Annotated in this window: 14 protein-coding genes; 8 read left to right on the forward strand and 6 right to left on the reverse strand. The window is 37.3% G+C overall.

The genetic code is table 11. The annotated features are described in order from the left end of the window. The first annotated feature begins 92 nt into the window (after positions 1-92). Both MM236_RS13745 and leuB read left to right on the forward strand, forming a co-directional pair. Positions 93-1,721, forward strand: a complete 1,629-nt coding sequence (locus MM236_RS13745; RefSeq protein ID WP_241275565.1) for a hydroxymethylglutaryl-CoA lyase-like TIM-barrel protein — start codon at positions 93-95, stop codon at positions 1,719-1,721. Beyond that, the gene (gene leuB / locus MM236_RS13750) at positions 1,690-2,751 is read left to right on the forward strand and encodes a 3-isopropylmalate dehydrogenase (protein ID WP_241275566.1); all 1,062 of its coding nucleotides are present in this window, start codon (positions 1,690-1,692) and stop codon (positions 2,749-2,751) included. Before MM236_RS13745 ends, leuB begins: the two co-directional genes overlap by 32 nt. Positions 2,752-3,265: 514 nt before the next feature. Here the strand turns inward: leuB and MM236_RS13755 are convergent. Beyond that, a complete protein-coding gene (locus MM236_RS13755) occupies positions 3,266-5,281 on the reverse strand; it encodes a monovalent cation:proton antiporter family protein (protein WP_241275567.1) in 2,016 nt (671 codons plus the stop codon). 341 nt (positions 5,282-5,622) lie between these two features. Beyond that, positions 5,623-6,102, reverse strand: a complete 480-nt coding sequence (locus MM236_RS13760; RefSeq protein ID WP_241275568.1) for an Mpo1 family 2-hydroxy fatty acid dioxygenase — start codon at positions 6,100-6,102, stop codon at positions 5,623-5,625. Between the two features lie 86 nt (positions 6,103-6,188). Here MM236_RS13760 and MM236_RS13765 point away from each other — a divergent pair, with 86 nt between their 5' ends. The 3 genes from MM236_RS13765 (at position 6,189) to MM236_RS13775 (ending at position 9,452) form a co-directional block, all read left to right on the forward strand. Beyond that, positions 6,189-7,310, forward strand: coding sequence for an NAD(P)/FAD-dependent oxidoreductase (locus MM236_RS13765; protein WP_241275569.1), 1,122 nt, complete (start codon positions 6,189-6,191; stop codon positions 7,308-7,310). A gap of 61 nt (positions 7,311-7,371) precedes the next feature. Continuing rightward, positions 7,372-8,853 carry a Na+/H+ antiporter NhaC gene (nhaC, locus tag MM236_RS13770; protein ID WP_241275570.1) on the forward strand — a complete coding sequence of 494 codons (1,482 nt, stop codon included), beginning with the start codon at positions 7,372-7,374 and terminating at the stop codon, positions 8,851-8,853. Continuing rightward, complete coding sequence (locus tag MM236_RS13775; protein ID WP_241275571.1) at positions 8,850-9,452, forward strand: 3'-5' exonuclease; 603 nt, start codon at positions 8,850-8,852, stop codon at positions 9,450-9,452. The genes nhaC and MM236_RS13775 overlap by 4 nt, the downstream gene beginning before the upstream one ends. On the opposite strand, the gene MM236_RS13780 is transcribed toward MM236_RS13775, so the two are convergent. From MM236_RS13780 to MM236_RS13790, 4 genes are read right to left on the reverse strand one after another with little or no spacing between them, the layout of a single operon-like run. Further along, positions 9,442-10,041, reverse strand: a complete 600-nt coding sequence (locus MM236_RS13780) for an IMPACT family protein (RefSeq protein ID WP_241275572.1) — start codon at positions 10,039-10,041, stop codon at positions 9,442-9,444. The two genes, MM236_RS13775 and MM236_RS13780, sit on opposite strands and share 11 nt — an antisense overlap. 28 nt (positions 10,042-10,069) lie before the next feature. Beyond that, the gene (locus MM236_RS13785) at positions 10,070-10,444 is read right to left on the reverse strand and encodes a putative polyvalent protein kinase domain-containing protein (RefSeq protein ID WP_241275573.1); all 375 of its coding nucleotides are present in this window, start codon (positions 10,442-10,444) and stop codon (positions 10,070-10,072) included. Beyond that, entirely contained in the window at positions 10,371-10,622 is a 252-nt protein-coding gene (locus MM236_RS19800; RefSeq protein ID WP_369415211.1) for a putative polyvalent protein kinase domain-containing protein, read from the reverse strand. Before MM236_RS19800 ends, MM236_RS13785 begins: the two co-directional genes overlap by 74 nt. Next, positions 10,562-10,711 (reverse strand): hypothetical protein, encoded by a 150-nt coding sequence (locus MM236_RS13790; RefSeq protein ID WP_241275574.1) that lies wholly within the window; start codon positions 10,709-10,711, stop codon positions 10,562-10,564. Before MM236_RS13790 ends, MM236_RS19800 begins: the two co-directional genes overlap by 61 nt. Positions 10,712-10,839: 128 nt before the next feature. On the opposite strand from MM236_RS13790, the gene MM236_RS13795 reads away from it, so the two are divergent. The 3 genes from MM236_RS13795 to MM236_RS13805 are packed head-to-tail and all read left to right on the forward strand — an operon-like array spanning position 10,840 to position 13,109. Next, a complete protein-coding gene (locus MM236_RS13795; protein WP_241275575.1) occupies positions 10,840-11,241 on the forward strand; it encodes a sugar 3,4-ketoisomerase in 402 nt (133 codons plus the stop codon). Further along, positions 11,231-12,157 (forward strand): hypothetical protein, encoded by a 927-nt coding sequence (locus MM236_RS13800; protein WP_241275576.1) that lies wholly within the window; start codon positions 11,231-11,233, stop codon positions 12,155-12,157. The genes MM236_RS13795 and MM236_RS13800 overlap by 11 nt, the downstream gene beginning before the upstream one ends. Position 12,158: 1 nt before the next feature. After that, positions 12,159-13,109, forward strand: coding sequence for a glycosyltransferase family 2 protein (locus tag MM236_RS13805; RefSeq protein ID WP_241275577.1), 951 nt, complete (start codon positions 12,159-12,161; stop codon positions 13,107-13,109). Positions 13,110-13,113: the final 4 nt, after the last annotated feature.

A 13,113-nucleotide genomic window follows, 5' to 3' on the forward strand; every position in this document is an offset into this window, starting at 1 on the left:
TTCAAAATATCTAAAATCAAAATTTCATCCCTCAAACTTCATCCTTCCTTCTTTCAAAATCTAAAAATCTACCCTCTACAATCAAAAATATAATGGGAACACATAGGAAAATAGAAATCATGGACACCACGCTGAGGGATGGAGAGCAGACCTCAGGAGTCTCTTTTCTTCCTTCTGAAAAACTCCAGATAGCCAAGTTGCTGCTAGAGGAACTGAAGGTGGATAGGATAGAAGTGGCATCTGCCCGGGTTTCTGAGGGAGAGATGGAGGGTGTCAAAAAAATTACCCAATGGGCTGCAGAGAAAGGTTACTTGGATAAAGTCGAGGTTTTGGCTTTTGTAGATACGCCTGCATCTATCAATTGGATGGTGGAAGCAGGTGCCAAAGTCATGAACCTTCTCACAAAAGGATCATTGAATCATTTAACCCATCAACTCAAAAAAACTCCTGAGCAGCATTTTGAAGATATCAGAGCTTGTGTCAAATATGCACGTAGCAAAGGTATAACTGTCAATGTCTATTTGGAAGATTGGAGTAATGGGATGCGAAACTCCATGGATTACACCATGGATTTAATTAGCTTTTTGAATGAAATCAGAGTGCGTAGGATTATGCTTCCCGATACTTTGGGTCTTTTGCATCCTAGGGAAGTTTCCCATTTCGTAAAACTGATTACAACAGAATTCCCTGATTGCCATTTTGATTTTCATGCACACAATGACTACGACCTTTCTGTAGCAAATGTACTGGAGGCGATTTACAATGGAATTGCGGGGATTCATACCACTGTCAATGGACTCGGTGAAAGAGCTGGAAATGCTCCTTTGGAATCTGTAATTGCAGTTTTGAAGGATTTTACCGATTACAGGATTGGCCTCAACGAAAATAAGATCTATCGTGTAAGCAAACTAGTAGAGCAGTTTTCCGGCCAACATATTCCTGCCAATAAACCAGTGGTGGGAGAGAATGTCTTTACACAAACTGCAGGAATCCACGCAGATGGTGACAATAAAAAGAACCTTTATTTCAATGACTTGCTTCCTGAGAGATTTGGAAGACAAAGAAAATATGCGCTTGGAAAGACTTCTGGAAAGGCCAATATCCTCAAAAACCTTCAGGAATTGGGAATTTCCCTCGAGAAGGATGAGTTGACCAAAGTGACGCAAAAGATCATCGAGCTTGGCGACAAAAAAGAACGGGTGACCACTGAAGATTTGCCGTATATCATTTCAGATGTATTGCAAAACAATTCGATCACCAAAGATATCTTTATCGAAGGATATCACATGACCCACTCTAGGGGCTTGAAGCCTACAGTGCAGTTGAAAATGAGTATCCATGGCAAGTCTTTTGAAGAGCATTCTTCGGGAGATGGTCAGTACGATGCATTTATGCGTGCATTGGTGAAGATCTACAAATCTCAAGGAATGCAGTTGCCGAAGTTGACTGATTACCACGTATCCATACCTCCAGGAGGAAAAACAGATGCTTTCGTAGAGACTGTGATCACATGGGACTATGGAAGGATTTTCAAAACCAAGGGCTTGGATTCGGATCAGACAGTAGCAGCGATGATGGCTACTGAGAAAATGTTGAACATAATTGATAAAATGCATAAAAATCCTTCTGATAAAGCAATTTTTCAGGAGTTGAAAAATCAAAACCCAGAACAAGACAAAGAGAATTTCTATGGAAATGAATATAGCACTACTGCCAGGTGATGGCATAGGACCTGAGGTAATTGCTCAGGCAGTAAAAGTGGTCAAAGCTGTAGGTAAGAAGTTTGGCCATACGATCAATTTCGAAGAAGCACCAGTTGGGGCGGCAGCAATAGACTTGACTGGCAATCCCTATCCAGATGCTACCCACGAAGTTTGTCTAAGAGCAGACGCGGTGCTTTTTGGAGCTATCGGAGATCCCAAGTATGACAACGATCCCAAAGCCAAAGTAAGGCCAGAGCAAGGTCTTTTGGAAATGAGGAGGAAATTGGGACTTTTTGCCAATGTACGTCCTACTTTCACATTCCCTTCATTGATTCACAAATCTCCATTGAAACTCGAAAGGGTGGAGGGAGTAGATTTTGTTTTCTTCAGAGAACTGACTGGAGGGATTTATTTTGGTGAGCCAAGAGGAAGAAACGAGCAAGGAACCAAGGCATTCGACACAAATGTCTATACCAAAGAAGAAATCACGAGATTGGCTCGAATGGGTTTCGAAGCTGCGCAAAAAAGAAGGAAACTGTTGACTTGTGTAGATAAGGCTAATGTATTGGCTACTTCGAGATTGTGGAGGGAAACAGTACAAGAACTTGCTCCAGAATACCCTGATGTCAAGGTGGAATATGAATTTGTGGATGCAGTGGCGATGCGTTTGATCCAATGGCCAAAAGCTTATGATGTATTGATTACAGAAAACCTATTTGGTGATATTTTGACTGATGAAGCTTCTGTGATTTCAGGTTCGATGGGTTTGATGCCATCAGCGTCGGTTGGTACAGAAAATAAATTGTTTGAGCCAATTCACGGATCCTATCCGCAAGCAGCAGGAAAAGACATCGCTAATCCATTGGCAACAGTGCTTTCGGCAGCGATGATGTTCGAGTATGCTTTTGATCTGAAAGCAGAAGCCCAAGCTATTTCTGATGTAGTCAATAAATCCTTGGCAGAAGGAATCGTAACAGAAGATATCGCCGAAGGAGCCAAAGCTTATAAGACTTCAGAAGTAGGGGATTGGTTGGCGGAGAATATTTAATCTTTAAAATAGTATTAGTTGTTAAAAATCCACCTTGAGAGAGGTGGATTTTTTTTGGCTTCTACAGATCTTAGTCTCGGTTTGTCGTAAGAGGCAGACAAATAATGCTTTGTGTTTTTTAAATTTGGGTGTTACAGTGTCGAAGTCAAGTGTCCAAAATAGAGATGTTGTCTGAAAAGTGCGCAATAATAAGATCCTCGTTCTAAAGCAACAGGAATTCTTGTTTAAACCAAATTTGGTTGATTGCCTAAGTTAAAACCTTTCAGGATTAGCATTCTTACTACTTTTAAGTAGGGAATCCTTTGTGCTGCTCCTGAAAGGTCTTTAAGTCAATTTTTAGATGATTAAAAGCTATGGTGCATGTTGGAAAAGGGTCTTTATTTTTTGAGAATATTTATCAACTGCTTTAGCAATCTACCATGGGACAGGCGCGGTGTAGTCAATATTAACTCCAAATCGCGATTCCATCAAGATATTGTTTGTTTAGCTGTAAGTAAGCTGATATTCAGTTTTTTTAATCGATTTCTAGCTCTTCTGAAAATCTTTCCAAAGCTTCAGGCTTACCCACAGCGTAAACAGTATCTCCTAATTTGAGTTTTTCATTTGCTGTGATTTCAGCGATCGTTTTACTTTTTCGTTTGATTGCAACAATATTTATCCCAAACTTATCCCTAATTTGAGCATCTTTCAATGGAATATTGATAAAGTCACCAGAGTCTTTTTCTACCTTCAAACTCACAAAATTAATGTCAGGCAACTCTACCTTGAACTTAGAGTTCGCCTCTGTCGAAAGATTCCTAAACATTTCATAATTATGCGATCGGATTTCTACTGTGAAATCATCGATATCATGTTTGGATACAAGATATTTGTTGAGAACTCTGGTGAAAATCTCAATAGAAGTCTCAAACTCTTCAGGGATCACTTCATTTGCTCCAAGTTTTAGGTTCTCTTCCATTTCTCCGAGGTAACGTGTCCTTACGATGATATAGGGATTTTGCGTTATGTGTCTGATAGAAGCTATAATGCGCTTAGTTGCTTCTGGGTTGGAAATTGCAATGACTGCTACTCTTGCTTTGTGGATGTTTACATGTTCCAAAACAGCATCATTGGCAGCATCTCCATACATAATTGGTTCACCTTTTTGCGATTCAGTTTTGACTGTTTCGGGATTTGTTTCAATGATTGAATAGGGGATATTCGCAGATTTAGCTGCTTTAGAAAGATTCCGGCCATTCAGTCCATATCCAATGATAACTAAGTGATCTTTTAGTTCTTTGGTGTCCAGTACAATATCTGGAGTAGTTTCATTTGCAAGACGCTTACTTAATTTATTTGGAAGAGGAAGGTTCAAAACGCCACAAGCAAGATCCTCTCTTTTCTTTAAGATAAATGGAGTGATTGTCATTGTTAAAATAGAGATAGCTAGGAAATATTGGTAAGTATCTGGATCTAAAAGGTTGTACTTTAATCCTTCTTTGGCCAAAAGCAAAGAAAATTCACCAACTTGAAAGATTGAAAATCCTACCATAAAGGCTTCTTTGAACCCTTGTCCAATCGCCCTTACAGAAAAGGCTACTACCAAAAACTTAATAAGGAAAGTCAAAGCAGTAAGTCCAAGAATGATGAATATATGTTCATACAAGAAAGTAATGTCAAATAACATCCCGACAGACACAAAGAAGAAACTCAAAAATATCTCTCTAAATGGGAGGATTTTTCCGGTAGCATGGTGACTATAATCTGATTCACTTATGATCAAACCTGCCAAAAATGCCCCAAGACCCAAAGACAATCCGAGTAGTGACGTTACATATGCGACAGCAAAGCAAGTCAAGATAATACTAAGCAAGAACAGTTCTTCATTCCTCGTCTTGGTGACTCTGAAGAGAAGTTGTGGGATAATATATTTTGCACTGATAATCGTAAGCAATATCACCAATGCTCCTTTGAGTGCTAAGTAAAGCAATGAAAGTAAGACGTTGTCGGATTCTCCTGCCAACATTGGGGTGAAAAGCATCAATGGTACGATCACCACATCTTGAAATATCAATATAGCCAAAGTAGTTCGTCCAGGAATGGTATTGACTTGACCATACTCTTGTAGGAGTTTCAATACAATCGCTGTACTACTCAATGCAAATAAGAATCCAAAGAACACAGCAACATTCCAGTCAAAGCCAAAACTATAAGTCAGTAATGTAGTCGCTCCAATTGTCAAACCTACTTGAAGAGAGCCTCCAATAAATACTGCTTTCTTGATCGATAATAGACTTTTTAGAGAGAATTCCATCCCAATCACGAAGAGCAATAGAATTACCCCAACTTCTGAAAGAACTTCTACTGCTGTGGAGGCATTTACTAATGAGAGGCCATAAGGGCCGGCAATAGCGCCTGTGAAAAGAAACCCAATGATAGTTGGGATTTTCAACCTCATAAATAGAAGAATAACCAAAGTAGCTAGACCAAAAATAACTACAATGTCGGACAGCATCGGCATTTCAGCACTAGCCAATATTACTTTATGCATAAAAAAGAGTTTAATTAAAATTCAATTCGAAGTTAAAAATAAATTAACAATCTCTAACCCAAAAATCTAAGGTTTCTTCTGAAAATACGTTTTGATTTAGTTGTTTCGAATTATTTTGTATTGGAATTCAGGCAGATAAGAATTTTATTGAATGAATTTTTCATGATACATCAACTTAAATAAATTCTACTGCCATCAATAAGCCCTTTATGGGAAGGGTAAAATTGGACTTGTTTTTTTATAGACAATTAATGTTTTTTTGATCATATCTTTTGAAAACAACGTTTTCTCTAATGATCTGACCTCGCCAGACAAGAAGCGATCAATCAACAAGCGATCAATCAATAAGCAAACCCCATTCTTTTGTAGATAAAATGCATCAACCAGGCTGGACCAATTAAAAGAAATTGTATGTCTTTCAAAAATGATGGTTTTTTGCCTTCGATCTTATGTCCATAAAACTGGCATATCCACGAAATGACAAATAATCCAAGGGATAACGCCCACAAAGGAACTGGTGAAATCAAATCAATAAGATTGGCAACTGCCAAGCATAATGCAGAAAAAAAGAACATGCCCAAAGTCAATGGAGGTGAAATAGTCAGGTAATAAACCAGCACAATTGCCAATACAATGGTAGCCCAATTAGCGAAATTCTGAAGAAATGGCAAATAGACCACCAAAGTCTCTGAAGGAATGCTGAAAATCAATCCTACAATACTGAAAAATATAGCAGGCACACAAATCCAATGGATGGTTTTGTTGGTTTCATTTTGGTGGCTCAACCCATATTCGTACAATAACTCGTCAATTTTCCGCATGTAGAAATAGCTTTAGATGGATGTTTTTGGAATATCCTGATTAATTTAATAAATAGTCTTGAGTTTTCACTAAATCGTATAAAATAATGCTCAGTTTTTGGGAGAAAAAACATTTTCTGAATTACGACATGATAATCATCGGTGCAGGTATCGTTGGGCTATCTACCGCTATTCATTATAAAATTAGATTTCCGAAAAAGTCGGTTCTTGTCTTAGAGAGAGGGGTTTTTCCTACTGGCGCAAGTACAAAAAATGCTGGTTTTGCTTGTTTTGGAAGCCTGACAGAGATTTTAGATGACTTGAAATCCATGTCTGATAAAGAAGTTTTTGAATTGGTGGAAAAAAGGTACAAAGGTCTTTTGGCAATTAGGAAGTTTTTTGGGGATGAAGCAATAGGCTACATATCCAATGGAGGCTTGGAATTGATCACCAAAAGCCAAGAGAATGTCTTGTCAGAAATTCTCCGAATCAATGAATTGCTTTTTCCCATCTTCGATGACGATGTTTTTGAGATTGTAGATGATATCCAGTCATTCCAGTTCGGCGCAAATGTTAAGTATATCATTAGAAATAAATTTGAAGGCGAACTGGATACTGGATTGTACATACAATGTCTGTGGTCGAAATGCCAATCCTTGGATGTGAAAATTCTAACTGGTACGCATGTAGATTCTTTAGATGAAAGCCAAAAGGTAGTTTATGTGAAAAATGGTTTGGAGTCAAAAGGAATTCCCTTTCAGGCAAAACAAATTGCTATTTGTACCAACGCATTTACGAAAAAAATTATTCCTGACATTGATATCAAACCTGGAAGAGGATTGATTTTAGTGACAAAGCCTCTGAAGGAAAATATTGATTGGCAGGGGGCATTTCATTATGATGAAGGATATGTTTATTTCAGATCATTAGAAGGAAATAGGTTGCTGATAGGTGGAGGTAGAAATTTGGATTTTGCAGTAGAAGAAACAGATCAATTTGCAATCAATCAAAAGATTAGAGCCTATCTAATCGATTTGATGAAAAATGTGGTCATGCCTAAACAGGCTGTTGAGATTGATTTGGAGTGGTCAGGTATCATGGCTTTTGGATCAACCAAAACACCTATAATTACCATGCTGAATGACGATGTCGGCCTTGCAGTGAGATTGGGTGGAATGGGTGTCGCAATTGGTTGGCAGACAGCAGAGGAGTTGGTAAGCTATTATTAAGAAGTGGAAAGTTCCGAAATTTTATTAATTTCATGCTTTAGAAAAATCCAAAATATGATAAATGGTTAAGATTCGTAAAGACCCTTCACTATTGGAAGCGATGTTTCCAATACTATTTTTAATAGTTCTACTTGTGATCAATATTTGGATTTTTGGGACAGATGGTCTCAGTGGCTCCAATCAGATGGTCTTGGTAATTTCTTCTGCCTTAGCAGCGTTGATTGCAGTGTTTAGACTGAATATTAGGTGGGAGACGCTCCAAGATGGCATAGTGAAAAGTATCAGTTCTGCGATGTCCAGTATTTTGATTTTGTTGCTGATTGGTTCATTGGCAGGTACTTGGATGATTAGTGGAATTGTTCCAGCAATGATATATTATGGTCTGCAAGTGTTAAACCCTACGATATTTTTGATAGCAGCTTGTATTGTGAGTGCAGTAGTTTCAATCTCGACAGGTTCTAGTTGGACCACAGTAGCTACGGTTGGAGTTGCTTTGTTGGGAATAGGTAAGGCTCTTGGTTTTGGAGAGGGGATTATAGCAGGTGCGATTCTTTCTGGGGCGTATTTTGGAGACAAAATGTCACCACTTTCCGACACTACCAACCTTGCACCGGCAATGGCAGGGACGGATTTGTTTACACATATCAAGCATATGACCAAAACTACCATTCCATCGATTTTGATAACTTTGGTGATTTTCGGAATAATTGGATTTACGAGTGGCGCTGAAGGTTCCGTTGAGCAAGTCAAAGGAATATCAAGTGTAATTCTTGAGAAATTTAATATTAGTGGATGGCTATTTATAGTACCATTGGTGGTGATTGGACTGATTGTCAAAAAAGTACCCGCAGTCCCTGCACTTCTTGCAGGCGCACTGTTAGGAGGTGTTTTTGCGATTATTTTTCAACCACAAATCATCTATTCTATAGCCAACGAAGCAGGTCAGGGTTATGCTTATAATGCTTTCAAAGCGGTAATGATGTCTCTCTATGGACAAGTGAGTGTCTCTACTTCTAATGATATTGTAAATGAATTGCTCGTAACAGGAGGGATGTCTGGTATGCTCAATACCATTTGGTTGATTATTTGTGCGATGATTTTTGGAGGAATCATGGAAGAGAGTAAAATGCTGGCAGTTTTGGCCGAAGCGGTAATCAGAAAAGTGCATTCTGTTGGCTCTTTGGTAGCTTCTACGGCCGCTACTTGTGTCTTTTTCAACTTGACTACCTCTGACCAATACCTAGCTATCCTTGTGCCAGGTAGAATGTACGCAGATATTTATAGAAAAAGAGGTTTGAGACCTGAGAATTTAAGTAGAACTTTGGAAGATAGTGCTACTGTCACATCTGTTCTTATCCCGTGGAACACTTGCGGAGCTACCCAAGCCTCTGTATTGGGAGTGGCCACTTTGACTTATGCACCGTATTGTTTTTTCAATATCATAAGTCCATTTATGACGATAATGTATGGTTATTTTAAACTTGGGATTAATTATTATTCAGAAGAGGAAATGATTGAAATCAGAAAGGAGTTTTTAGTATGATTCCAAAAAGTATTACAAAAGAGCAGGTAAACGAGCTTCCGTTGGGACAATTTGAAGGAGAAATCATTCTGATCAACTCCATGGATCAAGTGCAGGAAGCTGTAGACGAGCTGTCCTCACATTCTTTGATTGGTTTTGATACTGAGACAAAGCCGGCGTTCAAAAAAGGGGTTTTCAATCAGGTGTCATTGCTGCAGCTCTCTACACCTGAAGTTGCCTATCTCATAAGGTTGAATGAATTGGGATTGCCAGAAGGTATTCGTGAGATTTTGGAGGATAGACAAATTGTAAAGATTGGGGCAGCTGTTTTAGATGATTTAAGAGGTCTTCGTAAATATGCTCAAGATTTTGTGCCTGCAAGCTTTTTTGATCTCAATCAAGAATTGAAAAAAGTAGGGTTTTTGAATATAGGCGTCCGCAATCTTGCTGCTATGGTGATGGAGATCAGGATATCTAAATCTGAACAGGTATCCAATTGGGAAGCTGTTACGCTCTCAGAAAAACAAATGCTTTATGCGGCTACAGATGCTTGGGTTTGTCTTGAAATTTACAAAAAACTTTATGCACAAGGTTACTTAGATGATCTCTTCAGATATTAAGGATTTTTACAAGATCCATATCCTTGATTTTAGTTTCGAATATGTCAAAAATACCCTCTCTGACCCTAAGTGTGATTTTACAAGTGTTGTCAAAATCCTGTGAGAGGATTTCCAAATCCAAATCTTTTACCATACGCATTACATCATTCATTGCTAAATAGTCAAATTTCAAGATTACATTTTTTTTGACTATTGCCTCCATAATCTCGTTGTTTTCCAAGGCTTCAAGAGCAGCTGTTTTGTAAGCTGTGATAAGACCGCCAACGCCCAGTTTTGTTCCACCAAAATAACGAATAACTACAATTAGTGTGTTGGAAAGGTTTTTTGACCTGATTTGCCCTAATATAGGATCTCCAGCTGAGTGGTTTGGTTCGCCATCATCATTTGCTCTATATTGATCTTGATTTTTACCTAAAATGTAGGCATAGCAATGATGCCTTGCGTCATAATATTGCTTTCTAAGGCTGTCTAGAATCTCTTTGACTTCATTTTCATCCGATACAGGATATGCAAAAGCCAAAAATTTACTGCCTTTTTCCTTATAAAGTCCTTCTGAAACATTTGATATAGTTAGGTAAGTGTCGTTCATAAAAATTAATTGAAGATAATTTTATGATTCAATAATTTGGTTGATTTGGGTCTTTAGCCCAGAAGTCTTCTGTTAAGTAGAAAACAGTAACTATAATGTAATGGATTTTATTTCTAGTTAAAACATTTTCATCATGTAAATTTTCCAAAATGATTCCTAGAGTTGGATTGAAGTAATCATGGTTGCGGGTATTTATGAAACCATTAGATTCCATGAATGCTTTAACTTTTTCTAAATCAGTATTCATATCAATAGTAACATAAGCTTGTTCAACTACAGCAAAAAGACTGTTCTCTTCTTGAAAGAACCCTAGTAACTTGTATGCTGTGTCAGGAAAAAAAATAATTATGTAATAGTAAATTTTGGAAATAATCTTTCCAAGAACTGTAATTAATTGCATCATTTAATTTTATTACAGTTTTTGAATCACTTAAATAAACTCTTTGCTCAGCTCCACTACTAATAATTTTGGAAAACTCTATTTGTTCGATCCATAGGTCAGTTGCAAGAATATATGCTTTTAGTTTTTTTTCTTCTTGAATACGGATTTGCTTTGAGTGCTCAGTTTTTGGGCTTGTAATCTCGCCTTTTCCAAGGTGACAGGAGATTGTTTGGATAGTTGCTCGAAACCTAACTTTGCTCTTTCCTGAAAGGATACTATGTAGTTCATACTTTATTGAGTTATGCATTTTTACAAATCTAGGGATTTTAGACAAATTGAAAAATATTAAAATTGATGTGTTGTTTTTCAACTGATTCTAATTGACAAAGTCAAATAATACTTATTTTTGAATTAATATGAACAACTTCTCAAGTCCCAAAATTATCTTACTGGAAGGTATAGTCAATGAATCAGGTAGTCTTCACTTCTTCGAGTATTCTGAAGCTTTGCCTTTTTCGATCAAAAGGTCTTTTTGGATTACTGAAGTGCCACAGGGTGGAAAAAGAGGAGTCCATGCGCATAAAAAGGAAACGCAAGTATTGGTAGCGTTGAAAGGGTCTGTTAAGGTTAGTCTGGAAGGCACGTCAGGAAGTAAACATGAATTTATTCTCGATCAACCGAACAAGGCTTTGATTTTGCCTGCAATGTTTTGGTCTGAAGTAACATTTGATAAGGATACGGTTTTATTGGTTTTGTCTGACCAGGAGTTTTTGGAAAGTGATTACATTAGAGATAAAAATGAATTCGATGAATATTAAAAAGAATATTAATGAAAGCTACAATTTGGAACTCAAGCCAGTTGATGAATTGTCTTCAGATTACTTTTTGCAAGCATTCAGACCTGAGGAAAGTGGCGCATATTTTCATTTAATATTGAAGAAAAAAGAACTGGTCAGGGGAGAGTTTTTTGTTTTTGTAAATGAAGATCGACACGCAATGTCAATCCCAAAGAGTCCATTTGGAGGTTTTTGGATTCATGATTCAATTTCCTCAGAAGTCATCGGACAAATGATAGGATTTTTGTCTGAATGCATGATTGAAATGAATGTAGTCTCTTTAAAAATAACGCAAGCTCCTAATGTTTATGGATCAAAGTCTGACTTGATAGGCTACCTGCTTTTTTGTCAAGGATTCAAATTGGAAAAACTGTTGAATCATCAAATCCTTTCTGGAAAAAAGAAAATCAAACATGCTTTTCAACAACTTTTCCCAAAGCTGATCGAAAAAACTAAAAAGCTCAATTTCAATGCTGTTGTAGGAAATATTCAAAGTTTTAATTTTTTAGAGCAAATGTCACTATGGAAAATTCAAAAAGGGCACTCGTCAAGTATTGACGAAAAAAGACTGATTCATCAAGTTTCTAGTCATCCAGAAAGATATTTTGTGGTTTCGATTTTGCAGGAATCTAAACCTGTAGCCCATGCGGTTGCTGTAAAACTAACATCAGATAGTCTTTACTATTTTTATTCTGCGATCGATCCAAAAAACCAATCTAAACATACAGGAGAGTTGCTGATGGTGTATCTATTAAAACTGGCGATGGAACAAAAGGTATCGTTTTTGGACTTGGGTTCTTCTGATTTAGATGGATCTCCAAACCATAAATTGATGTTTTTTAAGGAAAAATATGCTGACTCTTGGGTCAACAAGTGTACTTGGAATAAGAACTTTTGAAATGGATCAATCTGATTTGGTTTCCGTTATTTGCACTGTTTTCAATCAGGAAGATTATGTTCTGGAATGTCTTGAAAGTGTAGCAAATCAAGAATATGGTAATTTTGAATTGATAATTCTTGAGAATGGAAGTAAAGATCAATCTCCTTCTTTGGTCAAATCATGGGTTGCGAAAAACGACAAATTGAATATTCAGACATTTTTCCATGACGCTACCATTTCCTATTGTGAAAATTTCAATATAGGACTGGAAATTAGTAAAGGAAAGTTTGTCATCGATCTTTCAGGAGATGATCTGATATGTCCTGAACATATTATGATTTGTATCGCTAAGCTTCAAAAAAACTCTTCTGCGGCATTTTGCTTTTGTGATGCAATGCTTTTTGAAGTAGGCAAAGAATCAAAAACTTTTTATAAAAGAACTCATGAAGGGAAGCTTATCCATCGTATCCTAGAAGAAAATCTCTATACACAGATCGTTGCAGGGAATCCTATTTTGTCAGCCACATTGGTGTTTGATGCAGCGAAATTAAAAGCCATAGGTGGCTATGATGAGAAATTGTCTTATGAGGACTTTGATGTTATGGTCAGGCTTTCCAGAGAATACAGGGCAGTCTTTTCAGATCATGTGGGGATAAAAAAAAGAATTCATCCCAAATCCTTTTCCAAAAATCAATACCTTCCAAAAGCTTCAGTTATGCTCCCTTCAACTTTGAAGGTTTGCAATAAAATCAAATCCATGAATAAAAATTGGGAAGAAGATCAAGCATTGCTCAAAAGGGTAATGTTTGAAACTAAGCATGCGCTTTGGTCTGCAAACTTTGATGTGGCAGTAGGGTTCTTAGAATTAGCCAAGTCCCTCAATGCAAAAGGTATGGAGTATGAATTTTTTAGAAAATGGTCAATGGTTAAGATTGATCTTTCTCGTCTCTACGTAACGTTGAAAAAATAAAGCC

This window comes from Belliella calami, from assembly GCF_022549695.1.
Lineage (GTDB): Bacteria > Bacteroidota > Bacteroidia > Cytophagales > Cyclobacteriaceae > Belliella > Belliella calami.

Bases quoted from the DNA above. Each gene is read 5' to 3' on its own strand.
- MM236_RS13745 (WP_241275565.1), top strand. From the start codon at position 93: ATGGGAACACATAGGAAAATAGAAATCATGGACACCACGCTGAGGGAT.
- leuB (WP_241275566.1), top strand. From the start codon at position 1,690: ATGGAAATGAATATAGCACTACTGCCAGGTGATGGCATAGGACCTGAG.
- MM236_RS13755 (WP_241275567.1), bottom strand. From the start codon at position 5,281: ATGCATAAAGTAATATTGGCTAGTGCTGAAATGCCGATGCTGTCCGAC.
- MM236_RS13760 (WP_241275568.1), bottom strand. From the start codon at position 6,102: ATGCGGAAAATTGACGAGTTATTGTACGAATATGGGTTGAGCCACCAA.
- MM236_RS13765 (WP_241275569.1), top strand. From the start codon at position 6,189: ATGCTCAGTTTTTGGGAGAAAAAACATTTTCTGAATTACGACATGATA.
- nhaC (WP_241275570.1), top strand. From the start codon at position 7,372: ATGGTTAAGATTCGTAAAGACCCTTCACTATTGGAAGCGATGTTTCCA.
- MM236_RS13775 (WP_241275571.1), top strand. From the start codon at position 8,850: ATGATTCCAAAAAGTATTACAAAAGAGCAGGTAAACGAGCTTCCGTTG.
- MM236_RS13780 (WP_241275572.1), bottom strand. From the start codon at position 10,041: ATGAACGACACTTACCTAACTATATCAAATGTTTCAGAAGGACTTTAT.
- MM236_RS13785 (WP_241275573.1), bottom strand. From the start codon at position 10,444: ATGATGCAATTAATTACAGTTCTTGGAAAGATTATTTCCAAAATTTAC.
- MM236_RS13790 (WP_241275574.1), bottom strand. From the start codon at position 10,711: ATGAACTACATAGTATCCTTTCAGGAAAGAGCAAAGTTAGGTTTCGAG.
- MM236_RS13795 (WP_241275575.1), top strand. From the start codon at position 10,840: ATGAACAACTTCTCAAGTCCCAAAATTATCTTACTGGAAGGTATAGTC.
- MM236_RS13800 (WP_241275576.1), top strand. From the start codon at position 11,231: ATGAATATTAAAAAGAATATTAATGAAAGCTACAATTTGGAACTCAAG.
- MM236_RS13805 (WP_241275577.1), top strand. From the start codon at position 12,159: ATGGATCAATCTGATTTGGTTTCCGTTATTTGCACTGTTTTCAATCAG.